This window comes from Burkholderia sp. BE12, assembly GCF_002959955.1.
GTDB lineage: Bacteria > Pseudomonadota > Gammaproteobacteria > Burkholderiales > Burkholderiaceae > Burkholderia.
This window is the reverse complement of sequence record NZ_PREY01000004.1, coordinates 277,326-302,838: the sequence shown is the minus strand read 5'-3', so window position 1 is coordinate 302,838 and position 25,513 is coordinate 277,326. Positions and strand designations below refer to the sequence as shown.

16 protein-coding genes are annotated in these 25,513 nt (G+C 65.6%); 8 read left to right on the top strand and 8 right to left on the bottom strand.

The annotated features are described in order from the left end of the window. Window positions 1-132 precede the first annotated feature (132 nt). The 7 genes from pobA to C4B30_RS06660 all read left to right on the top strand — a co-directional run bounded on the left by pobA (window position 133) and on the right by C4B30_RS06660 (window position 7,097). Window positions 133-1,365: a 4-hydroxybenzoate 3-monooxygenase gene (pobA, locus tag C4B30_RS06690; protein WP_105132139.1), complete on the top strand. Its 1,233-nt coding sequence runs from the start codon at window positions 133-135 to the stop codon at window positions 1,363-1,365. 142 nt (window positions 1,366-1,507) lie between these two features. Then, window positions 1,508-2,224 carry a 3-oxoacid CoA-transferase subunit A gene (locus C4B30_RS06685; RefSeq protein WP_105132138.1) on the top strand — a complete coding sequence of 239 codons (717 nt, stop codon included), beginning with the start codon at window positions 1,508-1,510 and terminating at the stop codon, window positions 2,222-2,224. 19 nt (window positions 2,225-2,243) lie between these two features. After that, window positions 2,244-2,900 carry a CoA transferase subunit B gene (locus C4B30_RS06680; protein WP_105132161.1) on the top strand — a complete coding sequence of 219 codons (657 nt, stop codon included), beginning with the start codon at window positions 2,244-2,246 and terminating at the stop codon, window positions 2,898-2,900. Window positions 2,901-2,988: 88 nt separating this feature from the next. Then, window positions 2,989-4,362: a 3-carboxy-cis,cis-muconate cycloisomerase gene (locus tag C4B30_RS06675; protein WP_105132137.1), complete on the top strand. Its 1,374-nt coding sequence runs from the start codon at window positions 2,989-2,991 to the stop codon at window positions 4,360-4,362. Beyond that, on the top strand, window positions 4,362-5,147 hold the full coding sequence (pcaD, locus tag C4B30_RS06670; RefSeq protein ID WP_105132136.1) for a 3-oxoadipate enol-lactonase: 786 nt from the start codon (window positions 4,362-4,364) through the stop codon (window positions 5,145-5,147). The genes C4B30_RS06675 and pcaD overlap by 1 nt, the downstream gene beginning before the upstream one ends. 10 nt (window positions 5,148-5,157) lie before the next feature. After that, window positions 5,158-5,544 carry a 4-carboxymuconolactone decarboxylase gene (pcaC, locus tag C4B30_RS06665; RefSeq protein ID WP_105132135.1) on the top strand — a complete coding sequence of 129 codons (387 nt, stop codon included), beginning with the start codon at window positions 5,158-5,160 and terminating at the stop codon, window positions 5,542-5,544. 194 nt (window positions 5,545-5,738) lie between these two features. After that, window positions 5,739-7,097, top strand: a complete 1,359-nt coding sequence (locus C4B30_RS06660) for an MFS transporter (RefSeq protein WP_105132134.1) — start codon at window positions 5,739-5,741, stop codon at window positions 7,095-7,097. A 131-nt stretch (window positions 7,098-7,228) separates the two neighbouring features. On the opposite strand, the gene C4B30_RS06655 is transcribed toward C4B30_RS06660, so the two are convergent. From C4B30_RS06655 to C4B30_RS06630, 5 genes are all read right to left on the bottom strand, one after another. Continuing rightward, window positions 7,229-7,477, bottom strand: coding sequence for a hypothetical protein (locus C4B30_RS06655; RefSeq protein ID WP_027781861.1), 249 nt, complete (start codon window positions 7,475-7,477; stop codon window positions 7,229-7,231). A 110-nt stretch (window positions 7,478-7,587) separates the two neighbouring features. Further along, window positions 7,588-8,205, bottom strand: a complete 618-nt coding sequence (locus C4B30_RS06650) for a LysE family translocator (RefSeq protein WP_105132133.1) — start codon at window positions 8,203-8,205, stop codon at window positions 7,588-7,590. A 433-nt stretch (window positions 8,206-8,638) separates the two neighbouring features. Further along, entirely contained in the window at window positions 8,639-8,890 is a 252-nt protein-coding gene (locus C4B30_RS06645) for a DUF1488 domain-containing protein (RefSeq protein WP_027781863.1), read from the bottom strand. Between the two features lie 327 nt (window positions 8,891-9,217). Next, window positions 9,218-17,797: a GH36-type glycosyl hydrolase domain-containing protein gene (locus C4B30_RS06635; protein WP_105132131.1), complete on the bottom strand. Its 8,580-nt coding sequence runs from the start codon at window positions 17,795-17,797 to the stop codon at window positions 9,218-9,220. A gap of 1,058 nt (window positions 17,798-18,855) precedes the next feature. Next, a complete protein-coding gene (locus C4B30_RS06630) occupies window positions 18,856-19,974 on the bottom strand; it encodes a helix-turn-helix transcriptional regulator (protein WP_105132130.1) in 1,119 nt (372 codons plus the stop codon). 238 nt (window positions 19,975-20,212) lie between these two features. Here C4B30_RS06630 and C4B30_RS06625 point away from each other — a divergent pair, with 238 nt between their 5' ends. Then, the gene (locus C4B30_RS06625) at window positions 20,213-22,297 is read left to right on the top strand and encodes a hypothetical protein (protein WP_105132129.1); all 2,085 of its coding nucleotides are present in this window, start codon (window positions 20,213-20,215) and stop codon (window positions 22,295-22,297) included. Window positions 22,298-22,475: 178 nt separating this feature from the next. Here the strand turns inward: C4B30_RS06625 and C4B30_RS06620 are convergent, their stop codons facing one another. The 3 genes from C4B30_RS06620 to C4B30_RS06610 are packed head-to-tail and all read right to left on the bottom strand — an operon-like array spanning window position 22,476 to window position 24,953. Then, the gene (locus tag C4B30_RS06620; RefSeq protein ID WP_105132128.1) at window positions 22,476-23,210 is read right to left on the bottom strand and encodes a polysaccharide deacetylase family protein; all 735 of its coding nucleotides are present in this window, start codon (window positions 23,208-23,210) and stop codon (window positions 22,476-22,478) included. Window positions 23,211-23,241: 31 nt separating this feature from the next. Then, window positions 23,242-23,802 carry a hypothetical protein gene (locus C4B30_RS06615; RefSeq protein WP_105132160.1) on the bottom strand — a complete coding sequence of 187 codons (561 nt, stop codon included), beginning with the start codon at window positions 23,800-23,802 and terminating at the stop codon, window positions 23,242-23,244. Next, entirely contained in the window at window positions 23,799-24,953 is a 1,155-nt protein-coding gene (locus tag C4B30_RS06610; RefSeq protein ID WP_105132127.1) for a glycosyltransferase, read from the bottom strand. The genes C4B30_RS06615 and C4B30_RS06610 overlap by 4 nt, the downstream gene beginning before the upstream one ends. Window positions 24,954-25,513 lie beyond the last annotated feature (560 nt).

Genomic DNA, 25,513 nt, shown 5'->3' with positions numbered 1-25,513 from the left:
GAGCTGTGATTCGAGCTCGATGGCTCGCAGGAGACACAAGCTGTGCCATGGCCGCCAACCGGTAAGGCAGCCCGCCTCACGGCGGGCCACAACTGAAGTTTGAAGCAAATCGAAGATATAAGGAGACGAACAATGCGCACCCAAGTCGCGATCATCGGCGCCGGCCCGTCCGGCCTTCTACTTTCCCATCTGCTGCGCCTGCAAGGCGTCGATTCCATCCTCGTCGAAGCGCGTTCGCGCGAGTATTGCGAGAACCGCATCCGCGCCGGCGTGCTGGAGCAAGGCACGGTCGACACGCTGAACGAAGCCGGCCTCGGCGACCGGATGCGCCGCGAAGGGCTCGAACATCACGGCATCGAACTGCTGTTCGATGGCCGGCGTCATCGCATCGATCTGTCCGAGCTGACCGGCGGGCGCGCGATCACCGTCTACAGCCAGCACGAAGTCGTGCGCGACCTGATCGCAGCCGGGGTCGAACACGGCCATCAGATGCATTTCGAAGTCAGCGACGTCGCGCTGCACGATGTCGAAAGCGAGCACCCGTTCGTCACGTTCAAGCACTCGGACGGCCGCGCGGACCGCATCGACTGCGATTACATCGCCGGCTGCGACGGCTTCCACGGCATCGCGCGCCAGACGATTCCCGCCGAGCGGCTGAATACGTTCGAGCGCGTCTACCCGTTCGCGTGGCTCGGCATCCTCGCCGACGCGGCGCCGTCGCTCGACGAACTCGTGTACGCGCATCACGACAACGGCTTCGCGCTGTTCTCGATGCGCTCGCCCACGGTCACGCGCCTGTACCTGCAGTGCAAGCCGGATGAAGACCTCGCCGAGTGGTCCGACGCACGGATTTGGGACGAGCTGCACACGCGCTTCTCGAACGACACCGGCTGGACGCCGACCGAGGGCCGGATCACGCAGAAGAGCGTGACGCCGATGCGCAGCTTCGTGTCGGAGACGATGCAGCACGGGCGCCTGTTCCTCGCCGGCGACGCCGCGCACATCGTGCCGCCGACCGGCGCGAAGGGCATGAACCTCGCGGTGGCCGACGTCCGCGCGCTGTCCCGCGCGCTCGGCGCGCGCTACCGGACGGGCGACGCGACGCCGCTCGACGCCTACTCGGCGACCTGTCTTGAACGCGTGTGGCGCGCCGAGCACTTCTCGTACTTCATGACGAACATGCTGCATGCGTCGCCGGACGATTCGCCGTTCGTCAATCGCCTGAAGTTTGCCGAGCTGAAATACGTGACGCGTTCGCGGGCCGCCGCGCAGTCGCTCGCCGAAAACTACGTCGGCTTGCCGTTCGACGATGTGACGACCCCCGAGGCAACCCGCCTTGACAACGCGCTGTGCGCGCCTCTATGATCGGCCCATCGTTCGCTAATCGAATCTAGGTTCGAATGGCGAACAAATGCCGGGATCGACATGGGCCCCGGTGCGGCACGCGACACGCGCGTGTCCCCTCGACAGGCCGCGCACGAGCCGCGGGTTCGCATCAGGAAGAGACATGGTCAACAAGATTTTCGAATCGCTTCAGTCGGCGGTTGCCGACGTCCACGATGGCGCGACAATCATGATCGGCGGCTTCGGCACGGCCGGCATGCCGTCCGAGCTGATCGACGCGCTGATCGAACAGGGCGCGCGCGACCTGACGATCGTCAACAACAACGCGGGCAACGGCGAGACGGGTCTCGCGGCGCTCCTGAAGGCGAAAAAGGTGCGCAAGATCATCTGTTCGTTCCCGCGCCAGAGCGATTCGCAGGTGTTCGACGCGCTGTACCGCGCGGGCGAGATCGAGCTGGAGCTCGTGCCGCAGGGCAACCTCGCGGAGCGCATCCGCGCGGCGGGCGCCGGCATCGGCGGTTTCTTCACGCCGACGGGTTACGGCACCAAGCTCGCGGAAGGCAGGGAAACGCGCGTGATCGACGGCAAGCCGTATGTGTTCGAAACGCCGATCCACGCCGATTTCGCGCTCGTGAAGGCGTACAAGGGCGATCGCTGGGGCAATCTTGTATACCGCAAGACCGCGCGCAACTTCGGGCCGATCATGGCCAGCGCCGCGAAGGTCGCGATCGTCCAGGTGTCGGAAGTCGTGCCGCTCGGCGCGCTGAACCCGGAACACATCGTGACGCCGGGCATTTTCGTCCAGCGTGTCGTCGAGGTGCCGCAGGCCGCGCACGCGGCCGAGCTGGCCGCCGAACACGCCGCAGCGCAAGCCGCCTGATCGCCTCGAGGAAACCGACATGAAACGACTGACCCGCGATGAAATGGCCAAGCGCGTCGCCCAGGACATTCCCGAAGGCGCGTACGTGAATCTCGGCATCGGCGTGCCGACGCTGGTGGCGAACCACCTCGATCGAAACAAGGAAATCTTCCTGCACAGCGAGAACGGCCTGCTTGGGATGGGCCCGGCGCCCGCGCCCGGCGACGAAGACGACGAACTGATCAACGCCGGCAAGCAACACGTGACGCTGCTCACCGGCGGCGCATATTTCCACCACTCGGATTCGTTCGCGATGATGCGCGGCGGCCACCTCGACTACTGCGTGCTCGGCGCGTTCCAGGTATCCGCGAACGGCGACCTCGCGAACTGGCATACGGGTGCGCCCGATGCGATTCCGGCCGTTGGCGGTGCGATGGACCTCGCGATCGGCGCGAAGCAGGTGTTCGTGATGATGGAGCACCTGACGAAGCAGGGCGAGAGCAAGATCGTCGCGCAGTGCTCGTATCCGGTTACCGGCGTGCAATGCGTGAGCCGCATCTACACCGATCTCGCCGTGCTCGACGTGACGGCCGACGGCCTCGCGGTGAGCGAGATCTTCACCGACCTGTCGTTCGACGAACTGCAGAAGCTGACCGGCGTGCCGCTGATCGACGCGACGCGAAAGGCCGCCGCCTGAACGGCAAGCATGCCGGCGCGCGCATTCGAGCGCACGCCGGCATGCTTGGGTAGACAATAGGCGCACGCCGTTTCCCCATTCTGATGCCATGCTCGAAGACAGCGCCCGCCTGACCTCCCTGATCTGCGGCACCGAGCCGCTCAACCGGATCTGGTCGCCCCGCGCGACGATCCAGCGAATGCTCGACGTCGAGGCCGCGCTCGCTCGCGCGCTCGCCGCGCGGCAGGTGATTCCCGCCGCCGCGGTCGCGCCGATCGAACGCGCGTGCGACGCCGGCCGGCTCGACGCCGAGGCGCTCGCGCACGGTGCGGCGCTCGGCGGCAATCTCGCGATTCCGCTCGTCAAGCAACTCACCGCGCAAGTGAAGGCCGACGACCCCGAGGCCGCGAAGTTCGTGCACTGGGGCGCGACGAGCCAGGACATCATCGATACCGCGACCGTGCTGCAGTTGCGCGACACGCTCGACGTGCTCGAACCGATGCTCGACGAAGCCTGTGCGTCGCTCGCGGCGCTCGCGCGCGCGCATCGCGCGACGCCGATGATCGGCCGCACGTGGCTGCAGCAGGCGCTGCCCATTACGCTCGGCCTCAAATTCGCCCAATGGCTCGATGCGCTGCTGCGCCATCGCGCGCGTTTTGCCGAGTTGCGCGAACGTGCGCTCGTGCTGCAGTTCGGCGGCGCCGCCGGCACGCTCGCGAGCCTGCGCGAACACGCAGCCGGCGTGAGCGCCGCGCTGGCGGCCGACCTGAAGCTCGCGGCGCCGGCCGTGCCGTGGCATACGCAGCGCGACCGCATCGCGGAAGCCGCGTCGTGCTTCGGGATGCTGACCGGTACGCTCGGCAAGATCGCACGCGACGTGTCGCTGCAGATGCAGACCGAAGTCGGCGAGCTGGGCGAACCGGCCGCCGCCGGCAAGGGCGGCTCGTCGACGATGCCGCACAAGCGCAACCCGGTCGGCTGCGCGGCCGTGCTGACGGCTGCCGTGCGCGCGCCGGGCCTCGTCGCGACCGTGTTCGCGGGGATGGTGCAGGAGCACGAGCGCGCACTCGGCGGCTGGCAGGCCGAATGGGATGCGTTGCCCGATCTCGCGCGCCTGACGGGCGGCGCGCTCGCGCAGATCGCGCAGATCGTCGCGGGCCTCGACGTGAATACCGACCGCCTCGCCGCGAACCTCGACTTCACGCACGGGCTGATCCTCGGCGAAGCCGTGATGCTCGCGCTCGGCGACCGCATCGGCCGGCTCGATGCGCACCACGTCGTCGAGCACGCGTCGAAGGAAGCCGTGCGCACCGGCGCGACGCTGTTCGACGTGCTCGCCGCCGATGCGACCGTGTCGGCGCACCTGTCGCGCGACGCGCTCGCGCAACTGCTCGATCCCGCACATTACGTCGGCGAGGCGCAGGCCTTTGTCGATGCCGTGCTCGCGCTGCATGCGGGTGCGAAACAACCAGGAGAACATTGATGCCTTTCGCCACTGTCAACGGCGTGAAACTGCATTACCGGATCGACCGTGCCGCGCGCGACGACGCGCCGTGGCTCGTCTTCTCGAATTCGCTCGGTGCCGACCTGCAGATGTGGGCGCCGCAGATCCGCCCGCTTGCGCAGCACTTCAACATCCTGCGCTACGACACGCGCGGCCACGGCCACTCCGAAGCGCCGGCCGGTTCGTACACGATCGAGCAACTGGCAGGCGACGTGATCGGCCTGCTCGACCACGTCGGCATCGAGCGTGCGCATTTCTGCGGGATCTCGATGGGCGGGCTGACGGGCGCCGCGCTCGCCGCGCGCTACCCGTCGCGCATCGTGCGCGCCGTGCTGTCGAATACCGCCGCGAAGATCGGCTCGCCGGAAGTGTGGGCGCCGCGTGCACAGAAGGCACGCGCCGAAGGCATGGCCGCGCTCGCCGACGCCGTGCTGCCGCGCTGGTTCACCGACGCATTCGTCGAACGCGAGCCGCGCCTGTTCGATGCGATCCGCGACACCTTCGTGCATACCGACAAGGATGGCTATGCGGCGAACTGCGACGCGCTGAACGCGGCCGACCTGCGCGAGGAAGTGAAGGGCATCGCGTTGCCGGTGCTCGTCGTGACCGGCGCGAAGGACATGTCGACGCCGCCCGACCAGGGCCGCGCGCTTGCCGCCGCGATTCCCGGTGCGCTGCACGTCGAATTCGACGCCGCGCACATTTCGAACATCGAGTGCACCGGCGGTTTCAACCGCGCGCTGCTCGATTTCCTGACTGCGTGAGGCACCGGCGATGGATGACCAGGAACGTTATGAAGCAGGGATGAAGGTGCGTCGCGCCGTGCTCGGCGACGCGCACGTCGACCGTTCGATCGAGAACCGCACCGAGGTGACCGAGGAATTCCAGAACCTGATCACGCGTTATGCGTGGGGCGAGATCTGGACCCGGGAAGGGCTGCCGCGCCATACGCGCAGCCTGCTGACCATCGCGATGATGGTGGCGTTGAACCGTGGCGAGGAACTGGCGCTGCACCTGCGCGCCGCGCGCAACAACGGCGTGACGCGTGACGAGATCAAGGAGGTGCTGCTGCAGACCGCGATCTATTGCGGCGTGCCGGCCGCGAATTCCGCATTCCATCTCGCGGACAAGATCTTCAAGGAACAAGATGCGGCCGGCTGAGTGCCGGCGGTGATCCTATCGGGCGGCCCGCCGAGGCTGGCGGGCCGTCGTCGATGAAGAACGCGCCGGCAGCGAATCGGTGCGTGAACGAAGGAAAGGCGCGGCCACGAGGCCGCGCTTCTTGCATATATCAACGTTGCATGGGACCGGAGCGGGCGCTCAAGCGCGCGTTTCGGCCGACAAGGAGACTAGCGATGAATCGCGCACCCGTGGTCGATGTACAGACCTTCATCAACGAGCAGCCGTTCGGCGGTTTTCAATGGCTCGTGTTCCTCATGTGTTTCGTGATCGTGCTGCTCGACGGCTTCGATACGGCCGCGATCGGCTTCATCGCGCCGTCGCTGCTCGGCGAATGGAACCTCACCAAGCCCGATCTCGCGCCCGTGCTCAGCGCCGCGCTGTTCGGCCTCGCGTGCGGCGCGCTCGTGTCCGGCCCGCTGTCCGACCGGCTCGGCCGCCGCTCGTTGCTGCTCGGCTCGGTGTTCCTGTTCGGCGTCGCGTGCCTGATGTCCGCGTTCTCGAATACGATCGGACACCTGACGATCCTGCGTTTCATCACCGGTGTCGGGCTCGGCGCCGCGATGCCGAACGCGGTCACGATGATGGGCGAATTCTGCCCGGACAAGCGCCGCGCGACCGTGATCAACCTGATGTTCTGCGGCTTCCCGCTCGGCGCCGCGTTCGGCGGTTTCCTGGCCGCGTGGATGATTCCGCATTTCGGCTGGCGCAGCGTGCTGATGCTCGGCGGCGTGACCCCGCTGCTGCTCGGCGTGCTGTTGCTGCTGAAGATGCCGGAATCGGTGCGCTTCATGGTCGCGACCGGTCAGGGCATCGACAAGATCCGCGCCACGCTCGCGCGCATCTCGCGCGATGCGCTGAACGCCGGTTCGTTCGTGTTGACCGAAGCCGCGCCGCAGACCGGCAGCAAGGGCCTCGGCGTCGTGCTGTCGCGTTCGTACATCGTCGGCTCGGTGATGCTGTGGCTCGCGTACTTCATGGGGCTCGTGATCTTCTACGCGTCGATCAACTGGATGCCGATCTTGCTGAAGGATGCGGGCCTGACGCCGAAGAGCGCGACGCTGATCTCGGCGCTGTTCCCGCTCGGCGGTGTGGGCGCCGTGCTGTGCGGCGTGCTGATGGACCGCTTCAACGCGAATCGCGTGATCGCCGTGTGCTACGCGCTGACGGCGGTGAGCGTGTATGCGATCGGGCAGGCGGCCGGCAACGTCGGGCTGCTGGTGTTGGTCGTGTTCGTGGCCGGCGTGCTGATGAACACCGCGCAATCGTCGATGCCGGCGCTGGCCGCCACGTTCTATCCGACCGAAGGGCGTGGCACGGGTGTTGCGTGGATGCTCGGCGTCGGCCGGTTCGGCGGGATCGCCGGGTCGTTCCTCGTCGCGGAGCTGACGCGCCGGCACTTCTCGTTCGCAGGCGTGTTCGCGACGATCGCCGTCGCGGGCGTGCTCGCGTGTGTCGCGCTGCTGATCAAGCAAATGGCGCGGCCGCATGGCGTTGCGCAGCCGACAGGCAAGATCGAGTCGCTCGGGCATTGAACGGCATTCGGGGCGGGCGATGCGCCGGCCCCAAGCATGATCGATTCAGGCGGGTCGCACGCAGATCGACCGGCGCACGACGATGGACCGGGCCGCTTTCGCGGCCCGTCGACATGTCGGCCGGCGCGCCGTTACTCCTCCGCGTCGTGCTCCTTGACGAAGTTGCGCAGATACGCGCGCAGCGCGGCTTCCCGGCCGCGATGATCGTCGTGGTTCGCGGCGCCCATCCCTTCCTCGTCGCCGAACAGCGTCGGCGGCGCGCAGTACGTGCCCACTTCGATGTTCTCGCGCAGCACGCGGATATCGTGCGTGAGCGGGTGATACTCGGCGATCCAGTGCATTCCCTCGATGTGCTCGCCCGTTCTCAGCATTGGCTTCATCGGCAATCTCCGTGCAGAGCAGCGGTGCAACCGCCGAAGCGGTTGCACGCGCCCGTACCGAAAGGGTACGCCTGCATCACGTGAAGCTCAACGGGCGCGCTTGCGAGCGCTCAGTGCGGCAGCAGGTGCGCGATGAGCGGGTACAGCGACAGGATCAGCAGCACGGCCATCGTCACGTTGAAGAGGCGCAGCGCGCGGGGATTCGACAGGAAGCGCCGCAGGCCGAGGCCGAACGCGGCCCACAAGCAGATGCACGGGAAGCCGATCAGGATGAAGACGACGGACATCCAGGCGGCGTTCATCCCGTAATCGGCGGACAGGCGGATCGTCGTCGCGGCGGTCAGCACCATCATCCATGCCTTCGGGTTGACCCACTGGAACGCGGCGGCTTCGATGAACGTCATCGGCCGCGGCTTGGCGCCGTGCGCCTTCACTTCGCCGGACGTGCCGATTCGCCAGGCGAGGTACAACAGGTACGCGACGCTCGCGGCCTCGAGGATCGTGTACAGCAGCGGCAGGCGCTTGAACGCTTCACCGAGGCCGAAGCCGACGCAGAGCATCAGGATCGCGACGCCGATGCTGATGCCGAACAGGTGCGGCATCGTGCGGCGGAAACCGAAGTTGACGCCGGACGCGAGCAGCATCGTGTTGTTGGGGCCGGGCGTGATCGACGTGACGAGCGCGAACAGCATGCCGGCGGGCAACGCGCTGAGGGTGAGGAATTCCATCGGGGATTCTCCATTCGGTTCGAGGCGGGGATGGAGATCAGTTTAGCGACGGTTTTCTGTACAGTACCGGTACAGTTTGCTTGACGAATGCCGGTACGGGGAGGGAGTTGCTGGGGGCCGGGTGGTTCTTTTCTTGGCGCGACGCCACGTTTAAATTCCTGTCTAGCCAAGAAACTTGGCGGCTAGCTCAACAGGTAAGACCGTGACCCGGTGGAAGATGGAAGAACGATGGTCGGCGACATCGCCGCTTGGGATTGAACGCGCAACGCCCGGTGGTGCGCCGGGTGCCATGTATCAGCGAGAACTTGCCCTGGCTCCAGCTAGCGGGATGATCAGGATTCGCGCCTAGTCCGCAGGGCCAATGATGTGATCGATGGCAGCTTGGCGAGCGATTTCCGCAACGAGGTAGGCCCAGCGACGGGAAAGCCGCCGATCACGAAATTGAGTAGCGAGTTTGCGGACCACCCACATACAGTTTCTTCGCGATTTCGAGCAGCTGCTCGCGCAACTCGTCGAACGCACCGAGTATCGAGCGTTCGTCATTGCCCACGCCAGGCTGCAGATTTTTCAGCATCGCATCGTCGACCACGAAGGTGATTTCGCGCGAATTGTCGTATCCCCAGAAGCTCACGCATTGACGGGCAGCATCGTGGCTACGGCTGGGATTGGGAAATTGGAGCGCCATGATCAGGTTCTCACGTTGATGGCCGAATAGCGCCACTTGCTCGCGTTTGAATTGATGGAGGCGTAGCTGATGCGTCTCGCCTCAGCGCGTAGGGCGTCTGCTGTCTCGAGTCGTAGAGCACGGGCCTTGCATTCGATGGCGTATTCGCTCTGGGTACCGGTCGATCTGGAAGCAGGTTTGATGGGAGATTGCATGATCGCCCTCGCAGCAGTAGGTCGCGCAAGGCAACCGGTCAGACCACTGTATACCCTTTAGGCAATACCAGTGTCCTTTCTTGGCAGAACGTCCAGGGGCTTGGCTCGCCCCTCCTTGAATGTGTGCCGCCGGCTAACTTTCAGATAAGGCCGCGACTGATACGGATAAGTCCAGCGACAGCGTATGTGATCCTGCGTCCAGCGGCACGCGGACGCCTTCCCCGTTGCAGTCAACAGGCTCGCCGTCGAGGACGGCACGCATCGCATCGCCGCGCGCGAGTGATTCGACGCGGATCTCATACCGCGTCGAATGCATATCCACTGTTGCCGTGAAGCCCGGCCACGCATCCGGAATACAAGGGTTCACCACCAGGTAATCGCCTTCCCGCCGGATGCCCAGAATGCCCTCCACACCGGCGCGGTACATCCATCCCGCCGACCCCGTGTACCAGGTCCAGCCGCCGTGCCCGACATGAGGCGCCACCGAATAGACATCGGCTGCAACGACATAGGGCTCGACCTTGTAGCGATCGACCTCGACCGGCGTACGCGCGTGATTGACCGGATTGAGCAGCGCAAACAGTTCGGCTGCGCGGTTCCCGTCGCCGAGTTTCACGTATGCCAGAATCGCCCACATCGCGGCATGGCTGTACTGGCCGCCGTTTTCACGCAACCCCGGCGGATAGCCCTTGATATAGCCCGGATCGCGCGACGTGCTATCGAACGGCGGCGTGAACAGCAGCGCTATTCCGTCGTCGCGGCGGATCAGATGCTTTTCCAGCGAAACCATCGCCAGCGCGGCACGCGCCGGGTCCGCCGCACCGGACAGCACCGCCCACGACTGGGCGATCGAATCGATCCGGCATTCGTCGTTCGCGTGCGAGCCGAGCCACGTGCCGTCGTCGAAGGTCGCACGGCGATACCACTCGCCATCCCATGCGTCGCGCTCCAGCGCGATGCGCACCGTCGCTGCATGCGCGCGCCAGCGTGCGACACGCTGTGCGTCGCGCGGTTCGGCGAGCGGAGCGAACAGCTCGACGGTGCGCAGCAGCAGCCAGCCAAGCCAGACGCTTTCTCCGCTGCCTTGCGCACCGACCCGATTCATCCCGTCGTTCCAGTCGCCGGTGCCGATCAGCGGCAAACCATGCGCGCCGGTCAATTCGATGCATTGATCGAGGCCGCGCGCGCAATGCTCGAACAGCGACGCGGCTTCGTCCGCGATCATCGGCTGGAAGAACGCATCGTGCTCGCCGGGCCGCAGCAGCGGCCCATCGAGGAACGGTACGATTTCGTCCAGCACCGCAGCGTCGCCGCTGCAACCGATGTACGTCGCGGCCGCGAACGCGAGCCAGACACGGTCGTCGGAAATCCGGGTGCGTACCCCTTGCCCGGAGTGCGGCAACCACCAGTGCTGAAAATCGCCTTCGACGAACTGCCGCGACGCCGCGCGCAGCAGATGCCGCCGCGTTTCATCGGGCTGCACGTGCGTGAGCGCCATGCCGTCCTGCAACTGATCTCGGAACCCGTATGCGCCGCTTGCCTGATAGAACGCCGAGCGTGCCTCGATACGACACGCGAGCGTCTGATACAGCAGCCAGCCGTTCAGCATCAGGTCCATCGCGCGGTCGGGCGTTTTCACCTGAATGGCACCGAGCACGTTCTGCCAGTGGTGCGTGACGTCCGCGAGCACGGCGTCGAGATTCGTGCGGCGATAGCGCTGGATCAACGCGCGCGCCTCGTCAACGGACGCACATTGACCGACGAACGCGACCACCTCGACGGTCTCGTCCACACCGAGCTCGATACAGCCCTGCAATGCCGCACATGGGTCGAGTCCCGCGCCGGTTGCGCCGGACAGCGGTGCGTCGCCCGTCAGCCCGAGCGGCGCGTCGGCGGCGCCGTGACGGCCGAGGAATTCGGTACGATCCGCGGTCCATGCCGTTTGCTGGCCACCGAGGTCGGCGAACGCGACGCGCGTGCCGAATGCCATGTTCCACGGATTGCGCGCGAACATCGCGCCGGTGACCGGATCGATTTCCGTTACGACGAACGGCCCCGACGCACCGCGCGATGTGCCGAGCACCCATTCCATCCACGCCGTCACGGATAAGCGCCGGGCGATACCGGACGTATTGCGCAGCGTGAGCCGGGAAATTTTCAGCGGATCGGCGAGCGGCACGTATTGCAGCAACCCGAGCGCGACGCCGTACGCCTCGTGTTCGAAGTGGCTGTAGCCGTGACCGTGACGCGCAATGTAGGTCCCGCTGTCGCGGATCGGCAGTGCAGTGGCGCCCCAGATGTCGCCGGTCATTTCATCGCGGACGTAGAGCGCTTCGCCAGCGGGATCCCCGACCGGATCGTTCGACCACGGCGTGAGCTGGTTCTCGCGGCTGTTCTCCGCCCACGTATAGCCGGTACCCTCCGCCGCGACCTGAAAGCCGAAACCCGAATTGGCGATCACGTTGATCCACGGTGCCGGTGTCGCGGCGCCCGCAGTCAGCACGGTCACATATTCGCAGCCGTTCTTGTCGAAGCCGCCAAGGCCGTTGAAGAATTCGAGTCCGGCAGTCATCGGGAGCGGTGCGGCGGGGGCATCGAGCGGGTTGGGCCACGGCGACAACATCGGCCGGCTTTGCCGACGAAGCGCCGGCGCTTCGTCCTGGGCCTGCGGCATGCGAGCGAACTGAGTCGCGATAGAGCCGCGCCGGGCGATCAGCGCGACTCGCGCGACCGATTGCAGCAGCGCACGCGTGTACACGCTTATCAGATCGGCACGCAGCGTATAGACCGCTCCTTGAGCCAGCTCTTCGCCGAAGCGGGGGCGCGTCTGGCTGCTGCGCACGGCTGTCTCGATGGCTGTCTGCAACTCTTGGATATACGACGAAGCCCGCTCGTTGACGATGACGAGATCGACGGCGAGCCGCTTCATTCGCCAGTATTCGTGGGCCTTCAATAACTGCCGGACCTGGGCGATGTCTTCGACGTCGCCGATACGCAGCAACACGATCGGCAGGTCGCCCGAGATCGCCTGCGGCCACAGCCCCGATTGCACGCCGGCTCCGCGCACGATCGCCTCGGACGGCGCCCTGAAGCGCGGATCGGCGTACAAAACAGGCGCGGCGAGCCGCTGGAAGTCCGCGGCCTCTTCGGCTTCGATGTCAAGGTAGCGCAACTGCACCTGAGCCTGGGTCCACGCGAGTGTCTTCGCGCGGTCGAACGCGTTGCGATCGTGGTGCTTGTCGATCAGGTCGAGCAACCGTGCGCGCGAATCGGCCACCACGGTCCAGAAGGTCACGCGTACCACCTTGCCCGGCGGTACCAGCACACGGTAGCGCAGCGCAAAGACCGGATCGAGCACGGCGCCGGTGGTATTGCCAAGCGGTTCGCCGTCGACGATCGATGCGGCGTTACCCACACTGTGTCCGCGGCCGAGAAAACGCAGGCGGTCGGTTTCGTATTGCGGCTCTGCAGCGATTTCGCCGTCGACGACCGCAAAATGCGCGGCCCAGATCTGCGGGTCGTCGGGCGAGCGCAGCCGTCGCGTCGCCACCAGTGCGCCGAATTCCGCGAGGTACTCGGTCTGCACGAACATACGGGAAAAAGCCGGATGCGCGTTGTCGGCGGCCGGGGGCGCCAGCGAGAGCTCGGCATACGAGGTCAGCTCGATTTCGCGCGCGCCGCGTCCGCTGTTCGCAAGCGATACGCGACGGACTTCGCCGTCGTCCTCGCCGGACACGAGCACGTTCATCGTGGTCGTGAGCGATCCGTCGCGCCGGGTGAATTCCGCGTGATCCTCGCCAAACACGACACTGCCAGCCTCGACTTCGCCGGTGAGCGGCTGCGCACCCGCGGACCAGACGTGCCCGCGCAGCGTGTCGCGCAGGAAGATGAACGAGCCCCAGTTGTCGCGGGTCGTGTCTTCACGCCAGCGCGTGATCGCCAGATCGCGCCATCGGCTGTAGCCTGCGCCGGTCGCGGTCAGCATCACCGCGTACCGTCCGTTGGACAGCAGATGCGTGATCGGTGCCCGTGCGGCGGATGTCTGCTCGACGACACGGCGCACGGTGAGCGGCGCGGTGCCGGCGTCGGTCGCCGATTTGTTCACTTCTTCGGCGCGCGGGTGCGCGACGGCCACGTCGCGTGGCATGCGTTCCTGCAGTAGCAGCTCGCTTGCCTGGATCATCGGCTCGCGATGGAAGCGCGCCCGCATCTGCGCGTCGAGCAGGGTATTGGCGATAGCCACGATCGTCATGCCCTGGTGATGCGCCATGAAGTTGCGCACGATGGCGAAGGGCTCGCCGTCAGGCAAACGGGCACGGGTGAAGTCGAGCGCTTCGTAAAAGCCGTAGCGTCCCAGCGCACCCAGCGCAGCGAGCTGCGCGTAGTTCTCGCAGGCGGCCTCCGGCGCAACCATGGCGGCGAGGCCCGTCGCATAAGGCGCGATCACCCGGTTTTCGGAGAGGCCGCGTTTGAGGCCGAGGCCCGGTACGCCGAAGTTCGAATACTGGTAGGTGAATTCCATGTCGCGCGCGTTGTAGGCGGACTCCGAGATGCCCCACGGAATGCCGAGCTCGCGGCCATACGCGCGTTGTCGTTCCACGATCAGCGTACTGGTCTGTTCGAGCAGACTGCCGACCGGCGCGCGCATCACCAGCGACGGCATCAGATACTCGAACATCGATCCCGACCACGAGATCAGCGCGGAGCCGGTGCCGACCGGCGTCGCGGCGCGGCCGAGACGGAACCAGTGAGTCGTCGCGACGTCGCCCTTCGCGATCGCGAACAGGCTTGCGAGTCGCGCCTCGGAAGCCAGCAGGTCGTAGCAGCTCGGATCGAGGCTGTTGTCGACATGCGAGTAGCCGATCGACAACAGCTTGCGTTCGGGATCGAGCAGGAACGAGAAGTCCATGCCGAGCGCCATCGCGCGCGAAGTTTCGGCGAGCGAGATCAGGCGTGTCTGCAGCGATTGCGGGTCAGCCGCGTATTCCATCTGATCGCGAGCGTGTTCGGCCACGTTCTTCGTCAGCGCTTCGATCCAGAACATCAGATCGGAGTAACCGTCGTCGCCGGCGGCGGGCATGATGTCGCGCGTAGCGTCCAGTGCTTTCTTCGTGAGACGTGCGAACACGGGTGACAGCGCGTCGAGCGTCTGCGGGCCGCGCAGCTGGGTGTCCATTTCTTCGAGAATGCCGAGCAGTTTCTTGCCGCGCTCGCCGTTGGACACACGCAGGGCATCGAGTGCCGCTCGCGCCAGATGCAGGTTGTCGAGCATGCCGGAGCGGGCCATCGGTGCGGGCGGCGGCAGCCATTCTTCGCATGCGTTGGCGAGTGCGATCAGATGGCCGGCCAGATTGCCGCTATCGACCGACGACACATACGCAGGCGCCAGCGCCTGCAAGTCCTGCGTGCCGTACCAGTTATAGAAATGCCCCTTGAAACGCGTCATTTTCTGCATCGAAGCGAATGCGGCTTCGAGCCGTTCGACGGTCTGCATCGTGCCTGCCCAGCCGAAATCGCGCGCGGCGACGGCTGAAAGCAGATACAGGCCGAGGTTGGTCGGCGACGTGCGGTGCGCGACGACGGGCTTCGGGTCTTCCTGATAATTGTCCGGCGGAAGCATGTGTTCCTCCGGGGTCACGAACGTCTCGAAGAAGCGCCACGTGCGCCGTGCGATCAGGCGCAGATAACGCGCGTCCTGCTCGGAGGCGGCGAGACGCTGCGCGGTGGCGGGCGACCGACTCGACCACAAGGCGAACGCGGGTGCGGCGAGCCACAGAAATGCGATGGGCAGTACGAGCGGCCAGTGCGACGGCGCAAAGGCGATCGCCCCCGCCGACAGCGCGAGCGTGAGCGCGATCGAACCCGCCATCTGCCGATAGAAGCCGCTCAGGTTAAGCCGGGGGGCGCCTTTCGACTGCGCGGCGGTGGTCCATTCGAGCAGGTGCCGGTGCGTCACGAACAGCCGCATCAGCGTCCGCGCGATCGCATCTCCCATGCGCCACGCGTGGTCGACGAGAAACGCGCCGGACAGCAGCGTTTGCAGCGCGGCGAGCCGCGCGTCGCCGCCGAGCGTACGAAGGCGGCTGCGCAGACGAACCCCTGTGCGACGCTGCAGGATCGCGAACACGGTCGGCAGGAAGGCAGGAATCGCGAGCACGCATAGCATCCACGCCACGCCGGCAATCCCCGCAGGCAGCGGCATGAGCCAGCACAGCGCAAGCCCGGCGACCAGCAGCGGAGCAATCAGTGAGCGGCGCAGATTGTCGAGCATCTTGAGACGGCCGATCAATGGCATCGCCTGACGGTCCCGGCGACGATGCCCGACGATCCACGGCAGCAACTGCCAGTCGCCGCGCGTCCAGCGATGTTGACGCTTCGCCACCACGTCGTAGCGAGCCGGTGCTTCTTCGACCACCTCGACATCCGATGCCAGCCCGGCACGCGCAAAGACACCCTCGAACAGGTCGTGACTGAGCAACGCGTTCTCCGGCACGCGGCCCTGCAACGCAGCTTCGAATGCATCGATGTCGTAGATGCCCTTGCCGGTAAACGAGCCTTCGCCGAACAGATCCTGATAAACGTCGGAGACAGCAGCAGCATAGGGATCCATTCCGCTGGGGCCGGAGAACACGCGCTGATGCAGCGACCCTTCCTGGCCTACCGGCAGCGAAGGCGTCACGCGCGGCTGAAGAATCGCGTATCCGCCCACGACGCGTTGCTCGACGCTGCTGAATCTCGGCCGGTTCAGCGGATGCGCCATTTTGCCGATCAGGCGCAATGCGGCGTCGCGCGGCAGCCGGGTGTCCGCATCGAGCGTGATGACGTAGCGCACATCAGGCGGCACATGCGGCGTGTATCCGGCGATCGGCACGAACGTGGTGTCGGTCGCGCCGCGCAGCAAACGGTTGAGTTCGTGCAGCTTGCCGCGCTTGCGCTCCCAGCCCATCCAGCAGTTTTCGCCTGCATTGAATACGCGTCGGCGAACCAGCAACAGGAAACGGTCGCCGCCCGGGCCCGGTCCATAGCGGTGGTTCAACGCTTCGATGGCAGCCGCGGCGACGGCGACCAGCTGCGCGTCGCCGGCGAGGGTCTCCTGATCGGCGTCGAGCCCGTCGGCCAGCAACGCAAACGATAGATCGCCGCCCGCGCCCGCCAGGTGATGAACCTCGAGACGTTCGACGAGTTCGCGCGTATCGGCTTCGCTGGTCAGCAGCATGGGTACCGCGATCAGCGTACGCAGCGACGACGGCACGCCGGCTGTCAGTTCGAGTGCCGGCAACGGGTTCGCACCGAAACTCCAGGTCACCGTCCGGTTGACGAGCGCGACGGCGATTTCCGTGGCGGGCAGGAATCCGCATACGGCGAACAGCACGAACACCCAGGGATCGTGCCATTGCGGCGCTAGCGCCGACACCGCCCACAATGCCAGCGCAAGCAGCATGGCAGCGACCGCCATCACCTCGCCGACGTAACCGATGATGCCGAGGCGGACGTTGAAGCGCATGAGCCGCAAGCCTGTCGGAGGACGAAAGCCGATCGCGTCTTCCAGCGCGCGCCGTCCCTCGGCAATCAGGTGGTAGCCGGGGTCCGCGGTGCGTTCTTCATGGGCGGAATCGGTGGCGGGCCCGGCCGTCGTATGCGCCAGATGCAGCGCGAGGTCGGTGATTTCGAGTTCGGTAAAGGCCGAGCCGCGTGCCAGTTGCTCGATTGCGCTGCGATACAGATTACGGGTCGGAAAATCCATCGCCGAGAAGGCGCTGCCCGCGCGTAGCCGTTCGTCGACGAGGCTCACGCTTTCGAACAGATCGGTCCAGCTGATGTCGGAAATCATCCGCATGCTGGTGATCACGTTGCGCACGGTGACATTGGACGCGCCTTGTCTCTGCTGCGCATGGAGCACCACTTCCTCCACCGACGAGCCCTGCTGCCTGAGCCGCTCCTCCAGCCATCCGAGCGCCGGCGTCGTGCGGGGGTCCTGGTCGCGCAGCCGCTTCGCGAGTTGGGCCGCGAACAGTTCCGACAGCAAGCCCGACGAGCGCGTCGAAATATCCGCTTCGAGCGCGGAGCGCGCGCTACCCGATTCGAGCAGACGTTCGGTCAGTGCGTCGGCATCGGCGCGTGCGATCCGGCCGGCGGTGATCTGGTCGGCGAGGCGTCTCAGGTTCTCGATCAGCACGATACGCAGCGTGATCGCGACCGCCCATAGCTCACCGATCGTCAGCGGTTGAACCCGCTGATAGGCGTCGATGAAACGCCGCAGGATCTGCGGGTTGAAGTGGCTGTCGGTGTGCGCGACGAACGCCCATGCAAGACCAAACACGCGCGGGTAGCCGGCGAACGGACCGCTCGAGAGTTTCGGCAGCAGCCGGTAATAACCAGGAGGCAGATCATCGCGGATCTCGCGGATCTGTTCTTCGACCAGGTGATAGTTGTCGAGCAGCCATTCGGCAGCGGGCACCACGCTATGGCCGCGCTCCAGTTCTCTGGCGCTTGCGCGGTAGGCGGCGAGCAGGACGGCGGCGTTGTCGTCGAGCCGCGTGTGCAGCGACAGCACGACAGGCGGTTGATCCGTCACCGGCTGCGCGGCCGCGAGGCTTTGCGCGTGCTGTTCGAGGCGTTCAATCCCGAACAGTTCGTCCCGCACCGGCGCGGTGTCGGTCCATGGCGGCGAGCGCGGACGCAATCGCGCGGCGAAGTGGAGGAGTGTTTTCATGAGCGTCCGTCCTGCGGTGGCGATGGTGTCGATGGACGAGGCAAATGCTTCGCACGCGTGATATTTCTGAAGGGCGTACCGCGCGCTATCGTCGCAGCGATGCACGGCTTGTCGAGTTGAGACATGATCGGTCCTTCCTTCGGGACAGCCGGACGAGGCGCGGCGTGTGCGGACTGAGGTGGCGCTCGTTCTGTGCGGTTGAACACACGCAACCAGATGCAAACGGACGGAACGAAGAAACGGTCGTGTGCTACCGCGGGTCAATGCGCATGCGGCCGCTGAGACCACCGATGGCAGCCGAAGCGGCACGAGACCCGGTCGAGTGCCCGCGGCCATCACCATGGGCCGCCGGTGTGACGGATATTCCGGTGCAGCGGCACAAACCGCGGACGAGGAAACCGCGCGAGGACTTCGCGACGGGTGGAGGCTCATGCCGGGATAACAGCAAACGCATGCAGGTCATCCGCGACCTGCGCAATTCGTTCCGGAGCGGGTGAGCGCGTGGGGTGTTGCCGTCGCCGATCCGTATGGCGCTGCGACAGGCAGGGGTGGAGGAGGTAAGAGAGACGCAGACCTTGGTCTGCGTGATCGGTTGCCCGCTATTTCTTCTTTGCTGGTTCGCCGGATGAGGTGGTCTTCGGAACGGCCGTCCATGACGTACCTGCTACGGGAGACGGCAATTTCTTCGGTTGCTTAGGCTTTTTCGCCTCTCGGTTACTACGCGCTTGGCCCTTTGCCATAATGTTTCCCCAATTTCACCGGCCGCAGACGCGGCCGTCGTGTCAGGCAGTTTGGGCGCATTTCATGATGCTGTCGCGATCTATTTTCGGCGGCACGCATGCAGACCTTCCGGACGGGGGATTCAGGAAAGACCGCCGATGCCCGGCGGTGGCGGCGCTGACGCTGTCGTGGGCAGCGGAATCTGAGACGAATACCATGCGGCCGTCTTGGAAAAGATGTCCGATCCGTTGATTTCCATAGGGTCCAAAGACAACTTTTCCGGCAGCCTGCATTTCTCGGGTCACGCTCCTGATACGACTACCCCCAACTCCGCCGTATCAATCCTTGCACTTGTGCTGCGGGAGCACCCAAAGCATCCGTCCGACCGCTTCGGCCTGATTCCGCGAATGGGTCTTTTCATAGATCGCCCGCAATTGGGTGCGAACCGTCGCCAGCGACACGCCGGCGATGGCCGCACATTCGTCTGGCGTCTTGCCGTTGATGAGCGCTTCGGCGACGGCGGCTTCGGCGCTCGACAAACCGAACGACTGCCGCAACTGTTGTGCGACGACGAGCGGGGTAGCGCCGCGTCGCCTGACCGTGATCAGTATCGTCGCATCGCCGAACGTCGCATGGAGCGCTTGTCCGGACAGTGCCGCAATGCCGAGAAAAATTTCGTGCGCCGCCACCCGCGTGCCGGAAAGCGCAAGGCTCTCGCTCTTGCGGGTCTTCGCGACACGCGTCAACGCCGCCTTGAGCGCATCGTTCTGCGGCGCGCTCGTCGCGCTCAGGTATCCGTTCTCCAGCCTGAGGCAGGTGGTGGCGCGCAGCATCGACTCGGCCGCGCGGTTAACGAAGACGACGCGCGCGTGCCTGTCCAGTGCAAAGACGGAAAGACCCAGCTCCTCCATCAATTCGGCGCCGAGCGCGGCGTCGCGATGCAGCACGCGCGCGTCTCGCCACAGGTTGATCGAGCGCTGCAGATGCCCGGCCATACGGGTCAGGGCCGCACGTTCTTCCGACGAATACGGCGTTCGGCCGTGTGCTCGGAGTAACCCGAGCAGAATGTTGTCGCTGCCGGGGCGTGCGAAGCGAATCCCCATCAGGTAGCGAAATCCCGACGGAATCTGAAAATCCTGGAAGAACTCGCTGCGTTCGACGTCGCAGTCGGTGAGGTGATCCTGACAGCAAACGAATTCGCCGAGCGGTGCGTTCTCGACGAAGCCGCGGCGTGGATCGAGCGCGCCGTAATACTGGTCGTAGAGAGCGATGATCTCGTCGAACTCCGCGCGCGGCGAATAGATCGAGAATTGCGGGGCATTGCGCGCGGCGTCCCAGCTGAACATGTGAAATACGTTTGCGCCGAGCGATTCGGATACCCGATGAAAAACATCGAGAAAACCGTCCGGCTGCAGCGCGGCCTCGTAGAGGTCCCCGATGAGTTCGTCCCGTTGCATGCTTCCCCCCGTCGCTTCGCGATCTTCGTATGTGGATTTTGTCTGACGATATCGCTTCGAATACCGAATTTTTTTCAGGCTAACACAGGTTATTTACGTTTCACGCGGTGTTATTTCCCGATTTTCATCCACCTGAATGATGATCGCAAAAATCGTCTTTGCGAGAATCCTCGCCGTCCAGCGTGCATGAGCAGTGCATATGACACGCATCAACCAGAAGGATGTCGGGGGAAACGCAATGAAACTCACGCCTGTCGTATCCGGTATTGCAGCGCTCGTCCTGTCGGCTTGCGGGGGTGGCGGCAGTTCGTCGTCGCAGCCGCCGGGCGAACCCGCGGCTCAGACGGTCAGCGGGGTCGCGGCCGCCGGCGCTGCGATGCAGGCCGCCACCGTGAAACTGGTCGATGCGACCGGCAAGACGGTCGACTGCCCGGCCGATGCGTCAACCGGCGCGTTTCATTGCACGGTGACCGGCCTGACCGCGCCTTTCGCGTTGTCCGCATTCGGCAACGTCGCCGATTCGCAGGCCACGCTGATCGCGCTCAGCGCGACGGCCGGCACGCAGACGATCAACATCACGCCGATCACGAACGCGATCGCCGCCACGATCATCGGCGACAATCCGACGAAGCTGCTGGCCGACACCGGTTTGCTCCAAAGCAAGGTGACGGCCCAGGCGGTTGCCGGCACGATGCAGGCCTATTCGTCAGCGCTGGCCGACCTGCTGGCCGCTACCGGCAACACGGGCATCGACCTGATTTCCGGCCCGTTGACCGCGGGTGCGCCGGGGCTCGACCGGTTGCTCGACCAGGTGAAGATCAACGTCCTGCCGGACGGCGGCGTGCAGATCAGCTCGGTGGCGGGCGCGTCCAGCGATACGCCGGTGCAGCTTCAGCTCGCGCCCGGCGTCGCGCCGCAGGCGAGCGACAAGGCCAGCCTGCCGGCCGCCGCGACGATCAATGGCGCGGTGGTGTCGAACCTGCCGAGCGCCAGCGATCTGGCGGCATTGCAGCGCGCGCTCAACCAGTGTTTCGCCGGTTCGACCGGCGCTGCGCGCACGGGCGGCAGCGTATCGGCATGCGGCCAGATCTTCGTCGACGATGTCGCGTCCGGCGCGCTGAATGCCGGCGTGCCCGCCACGTATCTCAACAACGGGATGTCGGTCGGCCAGGAGTTCGGTGCGGTTGCCGGCGGCGCGCCGGGCATCGCGGCCGACGACGCGATGAACAACGCCAGCTTCAGCTTGCCGGAAGTCATCCGTGTCGTCGCCAGCGACACGATGTGGGTCAAGCTCGCGTGGACGCGCAGCGACGGCATTCGCGACGGCATGCAGCAGCATGTTCAGCTCGCGGTGCGGGCGAGCAGTCTCGCGAATGGCGATACCGGCTGGCGCGTGATCGGCAATCAGCGCGCGGTACTGAGCAAGATCAACGCGAATGCGCAGAAGTGGGATTGGTTGAATCCGGCCAATCCGTCGACGGGGACCAACGCATTCGTCGATTCGCTCAACCTTCAGGTGGGTACCGTCGACGCGGCTGGCACGGCGGTGGATTTCGCGATCGTCAACGGTCCCGGCTTGCGCAACGGCGTGTTCCTCCAGCCGTCGAGCGGCACCTGCGACACGCTGAACATCCGTGCGCAGATCGCAAGCGGGCAGACGCCGGCGCAGCTCGCCGCCCTGGCGAAGAGTGCGCAGTGCCGCAACAACTTCCGTCTGGCCGGCGTCGCGCAGGACCCGGCCAACCAGGGCCTGTTCACGTGGCCCGGCGACGCGCCGCGCAACAATACCGCGTGGGCGAAGCCGCAACTGAGCGCCGCCGAACTGGCCGACATCAAGCCGTTCAGCGCCTATACGATCGACGTCTACCAGCACGGCAACACGTCGACGCCGGCCAGGCGTTACACGGTGCGGGTGCGTATGCCGTCGCCGTCACCCGACGCGCTGCGTCAGTACGCGTGGCACGATCTCGCGCAGTCGACGCGCGACAAGCTGACGCCGGGCTCCGCCGGCACGTTCGCGGGTGGCGCGACCTTCCCGCTGGGCTGGACGTCGAAAGCGGGGTTGCCGTTCGTCAAGCGCGGCAACGTGCAGATTCGCGCAACCGCGGCCGGGCAGACCGTGGCGACGTTCGTCAACGGTGTTGCATCGGCGTCGCCGGTCCAGCCGGGGGCGGCGGTGACGCTCAACGTGCCGGGCGATCAGGGCGTCGCGTTCCCGTCGGTGGCCGGCTGGGCAGGCAGCACGGATTTCTCGTTCGTGAGCCTGAACTGGTCGGATGCGAGCGACACGTTCTTCACCGAATCCTTCGAGTACGACCGGTAACGGACAGCCGGGCCGATGCGCCCTGCGAACACGCGGCCGACGGGACGATTTGCCATCCCGTCGGTGCGTTCCGGCTCGCAGGCTCTCCGGCTTGGCGTGACGGCGACGCCCGGCCTTGCGCACGCTTGGCAGGGACGGGCATCGAGACGTTGACGGATGAGTCGCGCTCCGGCGCATGCTACCGCCGCCCCCCAACCCGCCCTTTCAAACACTTGACCCACAGCCTCACAGCCCCGACCCCGCCCGCCACCGGGATCCGCGGCAACAGAAACGGATCGTCGGCCGCACCGGCACATCCGCGCCGGGTCGTCGTCGCATTGCCGTAACCGGCATCGACGACCTGGTCGCGCACGCGTGCATCGAGATCACCGTATGGATAACAGAACGATTCGACGCACTGGCCACTCAGCATTTCGAGTTGCCGCTTCGATTCGGTTAACTGAAAGTCCGATACGGGCGGCGGCACATACGACAGCGCGACATGATCGAGCGTATGCGAGCCGATTTCATGGCCGTGATCGCGCCATGTGAGCATGTCCTCGCACGTCATCAGCGGCGAGCGCGCGGTCGGGGCGCCCGCGTCCCAGTCGTTCGCGCCGCCGAACCGGCCGGCGACGAAGTAGCAGGTCGCGGTGAACCCGAGCGCGTCCAGCACGGGCATCGCATGCGTCAGCACGTTGAGAAAGCCGTCGTCGAACGAAATGCCGAAGACCTTTCCCCGCCGCTTCCCGCACAGGTACGGCTGCAGTTCGCGCACGCTCAGGCCGCGGTAGCCGAGCCGCTTGAACAGCGTCATCTGGCGGCGGAATGCGTCGGGCGCGACGCTCAGGCCGCGCAGCCGGTCGGTCGGCGGCGGCAGCGGGCGGATCTGGTGATACATCAGGATCGGATAGCGTGGGGTGCGCGCAAGCATCGGCGGATCGCAGGAAAGCAGAAAAGCGGGATTACGCGGCCTTGCGGAAAATCCGCAGGGTCTTGAAGTCGCCAGCCTCGGCGAAATCGGCATGCGCGGCCCACTGCGCGATGATCGGCTCGGCCTTCCGGTAGGCCGACGATCCCTTGTAGAACAGCAGGTGGCCGTTGGGCGCGGTATGGCGCGCGAACAGGTCGAGCACCGCTTCGTCGGTCTTCGCGCCGTAGCGGCTGTTCGCTTCATCGCGGAACTCGCACAGATGAAACAGCGTGACGACGTCGAACGTCGGCAGCAGGCCCGAATTGCTCGTGTAGATATCGCCGAAATACGCGAGGTAGGTCTTGCTCACCTCGGGCTGGCGCGTGACGAGATCGACATACGACTTGTATTCCTTCGGCGACGCCGTCACGCCGAAGACGGCGTTGTTCAGGTGCGGCCGCGCGCATTCGACACCGACATGGTGGTGGCCGCCGGTGCCGAAGTGATAGATGCGGATGCCCTTGAGGCGCACGGATTCCAGCCATTCGACGAAATGCACGTCGCACGGACATTCCTGCGTGCGCAGGTCCCAGTACTTCTTCCAGATATTCAATGCCATTTAGTGGGTCTCAAGGCGGTCACCCAGCGGGAAGGGTTGTGTCGAACCGATTTCTGATAGACGGACAAGGTCGCGTCGACGAACGCGTCGAACGAGAATTCGCGCTTGCCTTTCAATCGCGCGCTGCGTCCCATCGCACGGACGCAGCCGGGTTCCTGCACGATCGCGCGCAGGATCGCTTCGATCGCCGCGGGCTCGCGCGGCGGGACGACCCAGCCGTCCACGCCCGGTTCGACGTTCTCGGGCAGGCCGCCTACCCGTGTGACGATCGCGGGACAGCCGAGCGACATCGCTTCGCGGCACGCATACGACAGGCTCTCGTGGTACGACAGCACGAACGACACGTCGATGATCGAGAACGGTGCCCGCACATCGTCGAGCCGTCCGGTGAACGCGGTGCGCGATGCCATGCCGTGCCGCATGAGCTGCTCGCGCTGCTCGCCGGACGGCTGCGCGCCGACCAGCAGCACGCGAAACCGCTCGCGCTCGGCTTCGGGCAGGCGGCCGAGCGCCGCGATCAGGTCCATCCAGCCTTTTTCCGGCGCGGTGCCGGCGCTGCTGCCGAGCACGATCGCGTCCGCGCCGGCCACTCCGAACAGCGCGATCTTGCGGCGGCGGATCTCGTCGCCCGCAAGTCGTTCGGCAGCCGGCCGGCGCACACCGTGCTTGACCACCGTGACGTTTCCGTACGGCGAGCGCAGCGCGAGCATGCTCGCGACGTAGTCGCTGACGGCGATCGTGTGGTCGGTGGCCAGCCGCGCGCGCAACTGGTTGCCGAAGCTGTCGGCGCGATAGGTGTTGTGCTTGGTCAGTACGACCGCGGGCCGATGCCGGCACCCGAGCAGCGCCAGCATCACCTGCCGGTGATCGGCGGACCCGTTCACATGGATCACGTCGAAGCGCTCCGCGACGATCTGCCGACGCAGCCGCAGGATCTCCCGGCACAGCCGGTTCCAGCGCGGCTTGAACTCCATGTCGAAGATGCCCACGTCAGGGCTGTCCTGCAGCAGTCGCGACAGGCGGCTCCCTTGCGGCGACGCCACGGTCACGCGGTGACGGCGGCTCATCGCGACGGCGAGATCGCGAACGTAGGTGTCCTGGCCACCGCCATAATCGCCGTGGAAGTTGGTGTACAGAATGTTCATCACGATGCCGTTTTTTCTCCGTCCTTCATTTCAAAGGATTACTGATGAAGTGAAGGACTCGACCTGATGGAAGGGAAGCAATGACGCGAACGCGGTGCCGCGTTTCCGGCTCGAGATTGCGTGTTGACGTCAAGACATGGCGCCAACGCGAATCATTTCCAAATATTACAGACCGGTTACGTGCCGTAGTGTCGAGGTCTGCGCATCTTTGTGCGAATGTGTCGCGATCGCTGGATCGTGTCGCTTCGTGCGTGACGACCTCCCGCGATCGTGGCCGGCAGGGCGGCGCCCGGATTTGATCCCGACGGGTCTCTTACCTGCAATGCGAAATCCCCCGGCATCCGGCCGCGAGGGGAACAGGCCCGGACTGCGACACAGCCCCTTCGCGGCGACACCAGGATGCAAATCAACCGATGCCGCTTTCAGATTTGTAAGCCGACGGGCCATTTGCGTTAGAATGCCCCCCCCTGTCCGTCCAGGCGACCGCCCGAAGCGGACAGGTCGCCCGCTTGGCGACACGGGTTTCGATTCGCAGGCGAACGCGAATGATTGGCCAGCCG

What these genes read in the sequence shown, in the direction of transcription:
- pobA (WP_105132139.1), top strand. Translation starts at nt 133, where the DNA reads ATGCGCACCCAAGTCGCGATCATCGGCGCCGGCCCGTCCGGCCTTCTA.
- C4B30_RS06685 (WP_105132138.1), top strand. Translation starts at nt 1,508, where the DNA reads ATGGTCAACAAGATTTTCGAATCGCTTCAGTCGGCGGTTGCCGACGTC.
- C4B30_RS06680 (WP_105132161.1), top strand. Translation starts at nt 2,244, where the DNA reads ATGAAACGACTGACCCGCGATGAAATGGCCAAGCGCGTCGCCCAGGAC.
- C4B30_RS06675 (WP_105132137.1), top strand. Translation starts at nt 2,989, where the DNA reads ATGCTCGAAGACAGCGCCCGCCTGACCTCCCTGATCTGCGGCACCGAG.
- pcaD (WP_105132136.1), top strand. Translation starts at nt 4,362, where the DNA reads ATGCCTTTCGCCACTGTCAACGGCGTGAAACTGCATTACCGGATCGAC.
- pcaC (WP_105132135.1), top strand. Translation starts at nt 5,158, where the DNA reads ATGGATGACCAGGAACGTTATGAAGCAGGGATGAAGGTGCGTCGCGCC.
- C4B30_RS06660 (WP_105132134.1), top strand. Translation starts at nt 5,739, where the DNA reads ATGAATCGCGCACCCGTGGTCGATGTACAGACCTTCATCAACGAGCAG.
- C4B30_RS06655 (WP_027781861.1), bottom strand. Translation starts at nt 7,477, where the DNA reads ATGAAGCCAATGCTGAGAACGGGCGAGCACATCGAGGGAATGCACTGG.
- C4B30_RS06650 (WP_105132133.1), bottom strand. Translation starts at nt 8,205, where the DNA reads ATGGAATTCCTCACCCTCAGCGCGTTGCCCGCCGGCATGCTGTTCGCG.
- C4B30_RS06645 (WP_027781863.1), bottom strand. Translation starts at nt 8,890, where the DNA reads ATGGCGCTCCAATTTCCCAATCCCAGCCGTAGCCACGATGCTGCCCGT.
- C4B30_RS06635 (WP_105132131.1), bottom strand. Translation starts at nt 17,797, where the DNA reads ATGAAAACACTCCTCCACTTCGCCGCGCGATTGCGTCCGCGCTCGCCG.
- C4B30_RS06630 (WP_105132130.1), bottom strand. Translation starts at nt 19,974, where the DNA reads ATGCAACGGGACGAACTCATCGGGGACCTCTACGAGGCCGCGCTGCAG.
- C4B30_RS06625 (WP_105132129.1), top strand. Translation starts at nt 20,213, where the DNA reads ATGAAACTCACGCCTGTCGTATCCGGTATTGCAGCGCTCGTCCTGTCG.
- C4B30_RS06620 (WP_105132128.1), bottom strand. Translation starts at nt 23,210, where the DNA reads ATGCTTGCGCGCACCCCACGCTATCCGATCCTGATGTATCACCAGATC.
- C4B30_RS06610 (WP_105132127.1), bottom strand. Translation starts at nt 24,953, where the DNA reads ATGAACATTCTGTACACCAACTTCCACGGCGATTATGGCGGTGGCCAG.